The sequence below is a fragment of the Streptomyces niphimycinicus genome, assembly GCF_018883605.1.
GTDB lineage: Bacteria > Actinomycetota > Actinomycetes > Streptomycetales > Streptomycetaceae > Streptomyces > Streptomyces niphimycinicus.
This window is the reverse complement of the sequence record NZ_JAHLEM010000577.1, coordinates 1-7,967: the sequence shown is the minus strand read 5'-3', so window position 1 is coordinate 7,967 and position 7,967 is coordinate 1. Positions and strand designations below refer to the sequence as shown.

Genomic DNA, 7,967 nt, shown 5'->3' with positions numbered 1-7,967 from the left:
CCGAGGAGCACCGGAAGCCCACCGGGCACGAGGCGTGCCGGGCGCTGCTCAAGACGAGTAGACCAATGAGCCGGGCGCCTTAGGGCGGCACGGCATTGGGCCTGCGGGTGCTGGGGTCTTCCGGCCGGGGGCACCTCCCAGCGGTAGCTGGGGGAGGCTGAGGCGCCCCGGAGGCGAACCGAGCCTCAAAAGAAAGGGAGCCGTAAGCGTGGGGCAGTGGCGGGTACTGCTGGTGGACGATCATCCCCTCTTCCGTGAGGGCTTGGCCGCCGCCGTCAATCTCGATGACGCGTTCGCCGTAGTCGGTCAGGCGGCCTGCGCGGACGGGGCGATGGCCGAGGCCATGCGCACCGGTCCGGATCTGGTGGTGATGGATCTCGGGCTGCCGGGCCGGTCCGGCCTGGAGGCGACGCGGCGGATTCTGTGTGATCACCCCGAGATCCGGGTGCTGGTCATGACGATGTCGGAGGACGACGACAGCCTGCTGGCCGCGGTGCGCGCGGGGGCCCGCGGCTATCTGCTCAAGGGCGCGGGCCGGGACGAGATCCTGCGGGCGCTGCATACCGTGGCGCGGGGCGGCGCGGTCTTCAGCCCGCGGATGGCGGAGCGGCTGGGTGCGCTGGTCGGCGCCTCGGGTTCGGCGTCCGCCAAGGAGGCGTTCCCGACTCTGACGGCCCGGGAGCGGGAGGTGCTGGATCTGCTGGCGGCCGGTCTCGGCTACCGTCAGATCGCCCAGCGGCTGGTGGTCACCGACAAGACGGTGCGTAATCACGTGGGCTCGATCTTCGCCAAGCTCCAAGTGCGCGACCGCGCCCAGGCGATCGTGCGCGCCCGGCAGGCCGGGCTGGGAGGCGCATGACTCGCTCCCCCTCGTGGCTGATACTGGGGGGCGTTATGGAATACCTCATCCTTGCCGTAGTCATCGCTGTGATCGCGGTCGCCGCGATCAGCGGGCTCGTGATCAGCGGCCGCAAGAAGAAGCGGCTGCCCCCGCCCCCGCCCAGCAGCCCCACCGTCACCGCGCCGCCCGCCGAACCGCACGTCGGCGAGGAGGCCGAAACCCCGCGTGAGGAACCACGCAGAACCATCGAGGAGGTGGACCTTCCGGGGACCGGGGCCCCGGCCGCGGAGGCACCCGCCGCCGCCCCGCCCGAGGTTCCGCCGATCGAGGTCCCGGAGCCGACCGCCGGCCGGCTGGTGCGGCTGCGCGCCCGGCTGTCCCGCTCCCAGACCACTCTGGGCAAGGGGCTGCTGACGCTGCTGTCCCGAGAGCACCTCGACGACGACACCTGGGAGGAGATCGAGGACACGCTGCTGACCGCCGATGTCGGTGTGGCGCCGACCGAGGAGCTGGTCGAGCGGCTGCGGGAGCGCGTCAAGGTGCTCGGCACCCGTAGCCCGGAGGAGCTGCGCGGTCTGCTGCGTGAGGAGCTGCTGCGCCTCATCGGCACCGAGGCCGACCGTTCGGTGCACACCGAGAGCGGCGTGGGCGCGAACGGCGAGGAGAAGCCGGGCGTCGTCATGGTCGTCGGCGTCAATGGCACCGGTAAGACCACCACGACCGGCAAGCTGGCCCGGGTGCTCGTCGCGGACGGCAAGTCGGTGGTGCTCGGCGCGGCCGACACGTTCCGCGCCGCCGCCGCCGATCAGTTGCAGACCTGGGGCGAGCGGGTCGGCGCCCGTACGGTCCGGGGGCCGGAGGCCGGCGACCCGGCGTCGGTCGCCTTCGACGCGGTGAAGGAGGGCATCGCGGAGAGCGCGGACGTCGTCCTGATCGACACCGCCGGGCGGCTGCACACCAAGACCGGTCTGATGGACGAGCTGGGCAAGGTCAAGCGGGTCGTGGAGAAGCACGGCGCGGTGGACGAGGTGCTGCTCGTCCTCGACGCCACGACCGGGCAGAACGGCCTGGTGCAGGCGCGGGTGTTCGCGGAGGTCGTGGACATCACCGGCATCGTGCTGACCAAGCTGGACGGCACCGCCAAGGGCGGCATCGTCGTCGCGGTCCAGCGTGAGCTGAAGGTCCCGGTCAAGCTGGTGGGGCTGGGCGAGGGCGCGGACGATCTCGCGCCGTTCGAGCCGGAGGCGTTCGTCGACGCGCTGATCGGCGGCTGAGGCCGTGGTGGGGGGATCACCTGTAGCGCGCCGGACGGGCCGGGGTTGACTCCCGGCCCGTCCGGCGTTCGGGTACGGCTTTCAACGGCGTCCGCGTACGGGCACAGCACCCGCATACGGGGCGTTCGGGTATGGAGCGCCCGCATACGGGGCGTTCGGGTACGGAGCGTTCGGGTACGGAGCGTTCGGGTATGGAGCGTTCGGGTACGGAGCGTTCGGGTATGGAGCGTTCGGGTAAGCGGAAAGCCGCCTCAGGCCCCGGCCCGGTGGCTCAGATAGGCGAGGGTGCCCAGGACCAGCCGGGCGTGCGGCGGGCGGCCCGCGGTGTCGAGGGTCGGCGGGCGCAGCCAGCGGACCGGTCCGAGGCCGCCGAGGTCCGAGGGCGGGGCGGTGATGTGGTCGCCCGGGCCCAGACAGCGCAGATCGAGGTCGGCGTCGTCCCAGCCCATGCGGTACAGCAGCTCGGGGAGTTCGGCGGCGGCACCGGGGGCGACGAAGAACTGGGCGCGCCCGTGCGGGGTGACGGCCACCGGGCCGAGGGGCAGCCCCATCCGCTCCAGCCGGACCAGCGCGTGTCCGCCCGCGTACTCCGCGACCTCCAGGACGTCGAACGAGCGGCCCACCGGCAGCAGCACGGCCGCCCCCGGGACCCGCTCCCACGCGGCCGCGGCGGCGTCCAGCGTGGCGCCCGCCGGGACGCCGGGGGCGAAGGAGAGCGGATGCGCGCCGGGGGAGGGACAGCCGTGGTCACCGCATGAACATTCGTTTCTGCCGCCCCCCGAGCTCCGTGCCGCCCGCGCGCCCGGCACCACGTCCCAGCCCCACAGACCGGTGTACTCCGCCACCGTCGTGGACTCGGACGTACGGCCGCGGCGCCGTGAGCCGGACCGCATGTCCCGGTTGCCGCCGATCGTGAAGCCCATGCCCCCTCCAACGGGTCCCGCTCTGGATGGTTACGAGCCGGAACGTCACGATGACGCTCCGTCGCCAAGGAGGCGCGGCAGAGTGCGCTCCGATGTGACGCAGGTGGTGAGACGGGACCCGTGCGCCCCCGCCTGCATCCCTTCACCTGCTTCCCGTCGCCCCGGTGTCAAGTGAATCGTGCGAACCGGTAACCGGGTTCATTCGAAGGGGTGGCGAATGGTGGCGTTTTCGGGAACCGCCTCGCCGGGGGCGTGATCGTAGGATTACTTTCAGTGCACGGTCCCTGGATGTGGTGCTCGCTCGAACGCGAGCTGACGACGGGCGGAGTACGGATCGGTACATGCCCCTGGCATGTGGCGGTTCCCCGTCGGGACGGTTGATACGCCGCATCCCGGGGACAACTGACCGTGACAGAAGGCATTCTGGTGGCGGTTCGGGAAGATTCGTGGGATGGGGGCGTTCCGGGTGGGCGACGGCGGCGGCGGTGCTGGGAAGCGCCCCAATGCGCAATTGCAGTCGTGGTTCGTGCGCAGCGGCTGGTCGAAGGGGGAGCTGGCGCGCCAAGTCAACCGCAGAGCGCGGCAGTTAGGCGCCCACCACATCAGCACGGACACCTCGCGGGTGCGCCGCTGGCTGGACGGCGAGCAGCCCCGGGAGCCGATTCCGCAGATCCTCTCCGAGTTGTTCTCCGAGCGCTTCGGCTGTGTGGTGGGCATCGAGGACCTCGGGCTGCGTGCCGTCCACCGGTCACCGTCCGTGTCCGGTGTGGATCTTCCCTGGGCCGGGCCCGAAACGGTCGCGCTGATCGGCGAGTTCTCCCGCAGCGATCTGATGCTCGCCCGCCGCGGCTTCCTCGGCACCTCGCTCGCGTTGTCCGCGGGCCCCGCCCTGATCGAGCCGATGCAGCGCTGGCTGGTGCCCTCCACGAGCGGACAGCCCGGCGGCGCCAAAGCGGCGGACGCCGGGCGCGCGCGCCGGCTCTCCCGGCTCTCCGAGCCGGAGCTGGAGCTGCTGGAGTCCACCATCGTGATGTTCCGCGCCTGGGACGCCCAGTGCGGCGGCGGGCTGCGCCGCAAGGCGGTGGTCGGCCAGTTGCACGAGGTCACCGACCTGCTCCAGGAGCCGCATCCGGAGGCGGTCTCCAGGCGGCTGTTCAAGGTCGCGGGCGAGCTCGCCCAACTGGCCGGGTGGATGAGCTATGACATCGGGCTCCAGCCCACCGCGCAGAAGTACTTCGTGCTCGCCCTGCACGCCGCCAAGGAGTCCGGCGACCGCCCCCTCGGCTCGTACATCCTCTCCGGTATGAGCCGCCAGATGATCCACGTCGGCCGGCCGGACGACGCGCTGGAGCTGATCCACCTCGCGCAGTACGGCAGCCGGGAGAACGCCACCCCGCGGACCCAGGCCATGCTGTACGCGATGGAGGCCCGCGCCTACGCCAATATGGGCCAGCCCAGCAAATGCCATCGCGCGGTGAAGATGGCCGAGGACACCTTCGCCGACTGCGCCAAGGGCGACGGCGACCCCGACTGGATCCGCTTCTTCTCCGAGGCCGAGCTCAACGCGGAGAACGCCCACTCCTACCGCGATCTCGCCTATGTCGCCGGCCGCAGCCCCACCTACGCCAAGATGGCCGACCCGGTGATGCGCCAGGCCGTGAAGCTCTTCGGCGAGGAGACCGAGAACGACGCGGGCCCCCAGCGTTCGTATGCGCTCAACCTGATCGGCATGGCCACCGTCCATCTCCTCCAGAAGGAGCCCGAGCAGGCCGCCGGGGTCGCCCGCCTGGCGCTGCCGCTCGCCAAGCGGGTGCGCTCGGAGCGGGTCAACAACCGGCTGCGCAAGACCGTGGACACGGCGGTGCGCCAGTTCGGCGATGTGCCTCAGATCGCCGATCTCGGCGAGCGGCTGGCCACCCTCATGCCCGATACGCCAGGGGCCGCGGGGCCCGGCCAGGCCGTCTGAGCGGTCCCGGCGGTGGTTGCGACACGATAACGGAGCGCTCCGCCCTGACAGCCGCGGTTCATTGGTACGTAACACTCCCGCGGCCTTCGTCACTGCGGTGAAACATCGGGTGGCATCGGCTGAAACGGTGCTGCGCCAACCTCGAGGCGAATACCGGCCCCCCGATGTCCTGCCCGCACGGGCCGTCGTTTCGAGGAGACGTCCACATTGAATGGCGCAAATACCGCGTTCGTATTGATCAGCGCCGCGCTCGTGATGCTGATGACCCCTGGCCTGGCCTTCTTCTACGGCGGCATGGTGCGGGTGAAGAGCGCCCTGAACATGCTGATGATGTCCTTCATCTCGCTCGGCGTCGTCTCGCTGCTGTGGGTGCTGTTCGGCTATTCGCTCACCTTCGGTGATGACATCGGCGGCGGGCTGCTGGGCAATCTCGACCACATCGGTTTCCGGGGCATCGAGCCGACCTCGCTGTGGGGCGAGAAGCCCGACGCGATCCCGGTGCTGGCCTTCGCCCTCTTCCAGCTCATGTTCGCGGTGATCACCCCCGCGCTGATCAGCGGAGCCGTCGCCGACCGCGTCAAGTTCGGCTCCTGGGCACTGTTCATCACCCTGTGGACCACGGTCGTCTACTTCCCGGTGGCCCACTGGGTCTGGCAGGCCGACGGCTGGCTGTTCAAGAGGGAGGTCATCGACTTCGCGGGCGGCACGGCGGTCCACATCAACGCGGGCGCCGCGGGCCTCGCCGTGGCCTTGGTGCTCGGCAAGCGCATCGGCTTCAAGAAGGACCCGATGCGCCCCCACAACCTGCCGCTGGTGATGCTCGGCTCCGGTCTGCTGTGGTTCGGCTGGTTCGGCTTCAACGCCGGCTCCGCCCTCGCCGCCAACGGGACCGCCGCCAACATGGCCTTCAACACCCAGGTCGCCACCGGTGTCGCGATGCTCGGCTGGCTCGCCTACGAGCGCATCCGGCACGGCGCGTTCACCACGCTGGGTGCCGCCTCCGGCGCGGTCGCGGGCCTGGTCGCCATCACCCCCTCGGGTGCGGCGGTGAACGCCTGGGGCGCCATCGTGATCGGCCTGGTGGCCGGTGTCGTCTGCTCCTGGGCCGTCAGCCTCAAGTACAAGCTGGGCTTCGACGACTCGCTCGACGTGGTCGGGGTGCACCTGGTCGGCGGTGTCATCGGCACCCTCCTGGTCGGCGTCCTGGCCACCGACGGCGTCGGCGGCGCGGCCCAGTTGGGCAAGCAGGCGCTCGGCGCCTTCACGGTGCTGCTCTACTCCTTCGTCGTCTCCTGGATCCTCGCCAAGCTCATCGATATGACCATCGGCTTCCGGGCCAGTGAGGACGATGAGCTGGGCGGCATCGACCAGGCGTTCCACGCCGAGACCGCCTATGACTTCAGCGCGGTGGGCGGATCCGCCCGTAGTACGGTGCCCGCCGCGACCGGCGCGTCCGCGCCGCAGAAGCCGCACAACAAGAAGGTGGACGCGTGAAGCTCATCACCGCAGTCGTGAAGCCGCACCGGCTCGACGAGATCAAGGAAGCGCTCCAGGCGTTCGGCGTCCAGGGCCTGACCGTCACCGAGGCCAGCGGCTACGGCCGCCAGCGCGGCCACACCGAGGTCTACCGGGGTGCGGAGTACACCGTCGACCTGGTGCCCAAGGTGCGCATAGAGGTGCTGGTCGAGGACGAGGACGCCGACGATCTCGTCGATGTCGTGGTCAAGGCGGCCCGCACCGGAAAGATCGGGGACGGCAAGGTCTGGAGCGTCCCCGTGGAGACCGCCGTCCGGGTCCGCACCGGGGAGCGCGGCCCGGACGCCCTCTGAGGGCCGGGGCCGGAACGCCCTCCGAGGACCGCGGCCCGGGCGCCCTCCGAGGACCGGGGCCGGGACGCCTTCCGCGGACCGGAGCCCGTACGCCTTCCGCGGACCGGAGCCCGTACGCCTTCCGAGGGCCCGGCACGAGCCGGACAACCAGTCGCACGCTGACAGGGAGCCGAGTTGACGGAAAGCCTCGAGACCACGACCGACACCACCCACTCGGGGCCCGGCGGCTACGCGGCGGCCAGGCTGCGACTCCTCCAGGAGGGGTCGCGGTCCGGGCCGCCGCGCCGCTCCGCCCTGGCCGGACTCACCGACCAGTGGCTGGCCGCGCTGCTCACCGGCGGGGCGCAGACCGCCGGGATCGGCCGGGGCGTCGCCCTGGTGGCGGTCGGCGGCTACGGACGCGGCGAACTCTCCCCGCGCAGCGACCTCGATGTGCTGCTGCTGCACGACGGCTCCGCCGACCGCTCGGCCCTCGCAGCCCTCGCCGACCACGTCTGGTACCCGGTGTGGGACATGGGCCTCGCCCTCGACCACTCGGTGCGCACCCCCGACGAGGCCCGCACGACCGCCGCCGAGGAGCTGAAGGTCCAGCTCGGCCTGCTCGACGCCCGCCACATCGCGGGCGACCAGGCGCTCACCGCCGATCTGCGCAGCACCGTCCTGGCCGACTGGCGCGCCCAGGCCCCGCGGCGGCTGCCCGAGCTCCACGCGCTGTGCCAGGAGCGCGCCGAGCGCCATGGTGAGCTTCAGTTCCTGCTCGAACCCGATCTGAAGGAGGCCCGCGGCGGGCTCCGCGACGCCACCGCGCTGCGCGCCATCGCCGCCTCCTGGCTCGCCGACGCCCCCCGCGAGGGCCTCGACGACGCGCGGCGGCGGCTGCTGGACGCCCGCGACGCGCTCCATCTGGCCACCGGCCGCGCCACCGACCGCCTCGCGCTCCAGGAACAGGACCAGGTCGCGAGCGCCCTCGGACTGCTGGACGCCGACGCCCTGCTGCGCCAGATCTACGAATCCGCCCGGATCATCTCCTACGCGAGCGATGTCACCTGGCGCGAGGTCGAGCGGGTGCTGCGCGCCCGCTCGGCCGCCCGGCCCCGGCTGCGCGGACTGCTCGGCGGCCTCGGCGGGCGCTCG

General features: G+C 71.6%; 7 protein-coding genes. 6 read left to right on the top strand and 1 reads right to left on the bottom strand.

Annotated features, from left to right (window positions below; all coding sequences use genetic code 11):
* Window positions 1-208 precede the first annotated feature (208 nt).
* Both KN815_RS36795 and ftsY read left to right on the top strand, forming a co-directional pair.
* The gene (locus KN815_RS36795) at window positions 209-859 is read left to right on the top strand and encodes a response regulator (RefSeq protein ID WP_216346189.1); all 651 of its coding nucleotides are present in this window, start codon (window positions 209-211) and stop codon (window positions 857-859) included.
* Between the two features lie 35 nt (window positions 860-894).
* Window positions 895-2,115 carry a signal recognition particle-docking protein FtsY gene (ftsY, locus tag KN815_RS36790; protein WP_216346188.1) on the top strand — a complete coding sequence of 407 codons (1,221 nt, stop codon included), beginning with the start codon at window positions 895-897 and terminating at the stop codon, window positions 2,113-2,115.
* Between the two features lie 251 nt (window positions 2,116-2,366).
* On the opposite strand, the gene KN815_RS36785 is transcribed toward ftsY, so the two are convergent.
* On the bottom strand, window positions 2,367-3,038 hold the full coding sequence (locus KN815_RS36785) for a bifunctional DNA primase/polymerase (RefSeq protein WP_216346187.1): 672 nt from the start codon (window positions 3,036-3,038) through the stop codon (window positions 2,367-2,369).
* Window positions 3,039-3,489: 451 nt separating this feature from the next.
* Between KN815_RS36785 and nsdA the strand changes: the two genes are divergently transcribed.
* The 4 genes from nsdA to KN815_RS36765 all read left to right on the top strand — a co-directional run.
* Window positions 3,490-5,004, top strand: coding sequence for a transcriptional repressor NsdA (gene nsdA, locus KN815_RS36780; RefSeq protein ID WP_216346186.1), 1,515 nt, complete (start codon window positions 3,490-3,492; stop codon window positions 5,002-5,004).
* A gap of 207 nt (window positions 5,005-5,211) precedes the next feature.
* The gene (locus KN815_RS36775; RefSeq protein ID WP_216346185.1) at window positions 5,212-6,498 is read left to right on the top strand and encodes an ammonium transporter; all 1,287 of its coding nucleotides are present in this window, start codon (window positions 5,212-5,214) and stop codon (window positions 6,496-6,498) included.
* Window positions 6,495-6,833, top strand: a complete 339-nt coding sequence (locus tag KN815_RS36770; RefSeq protein WP_014055184.1) for a P-II family nitrogen regulator — start codon at window positions 6,495-6,497, stop codon at window positions 6,831-6,833. Before KN815_RS36775 ends, KN815_RS36770 begins: the two co-directional genes overlap by 4 nt.
* A gap of 174 nt (window positions 6,834-7,007) precedes the next feature.
* The coding region (locus KN815_RS36765; protein WP_216346184.1) for a [protein-PII] uridylyltransferase family protein at window positions 7,008-7,967 on the top strand (960 nt) is incomplete at its 3' end.

Coding starts and splice junctions, on each gene's coding strand:
- KN815_RS36785 (WP_216346187.1), bottom strand. CDS start 3,038: ATGGGCTTCACGATCGGCGGCAACCGGGACATGCGGTCCGGCTCACGG.
- nsdA (WP_216346186.1), top strand. CDS start 3,490: ATGGGGGCGTTCCGGGTGGGCGACGGCGGCGGCGGTGCTGGGAAGCGC.
- ftsY (WP_216346188.1), top strand. CDS start 895: ATGGAATACCTCATCCTTGCCGTAGTCATCGCTGTGATCGCGGTCGCC.